General features: G+C 44.4%; 1 protein-coding gene. It reads right to left on the bottom strand.

Annotation, left to right across the window (positions count from 1 at the left end):
* Window positions 1-144: 144 nt before the first annotated feature.
* The coding region (locus tag ACFQBR_RS33645) for an acyltransferase (protein ID WP_378554993.1) at window positions 145-502 on the bottom strand (358 nt) is incomplete at its 5' end.

Below are 502 nucleotides of genomic sequence, written 5' to 3' on the forward strand. Positions count from 1 at the left end.
GGCGCAATAATTGGTCATTGCCCGATAGTATAGATCGTGTTTACTGTTGTGATAAAGCAGAGCAGATACTAAATTATCAGCCCCGCTATACATTTGAGCACTTATTAAATCAGTATAAAAAATAAGAAGCAGTATAATCCGCAGTTATACCCTTACCCAATCCTGCTGCTCGAAATCATATTTTTTAATCACCTTGGCAGGGTTGCCTACGGCTACCGAATAAGGCGGAATACTCTTGGTAACTACAGCCCCGGCAGCCACTACACTGTGCTTGCCAATGGTTACCCCGGCGGTGATTACCGAGTTGGCGGCTATCCAGCAATCATCTTCAATTACAATTGGTGCGGTTAGAATGGGCTGTTCAAGTATTGGGGTGTTAATGTCACGATATTCATGGTTCAGGCCACTGGCTACAATATTTTGCGCCAGTATTACATTATTGCCAATGGTGATGGGGCCGATGATAACATTGCTCATCCCAATCAGCGTATTGCTGCCGATG

The sequence above is a fragment of the Nocardiopsis tropica genome (genome assembly GCF_042660575.1).
In the GTDB taxonomy this organism is placed as follows: Bacteria; Actinomycetota; Actinomycetes; order Streptosporangiales; family Streptosporangiaceae; genus Nocardiopsis; species Nocardiopsis tropica.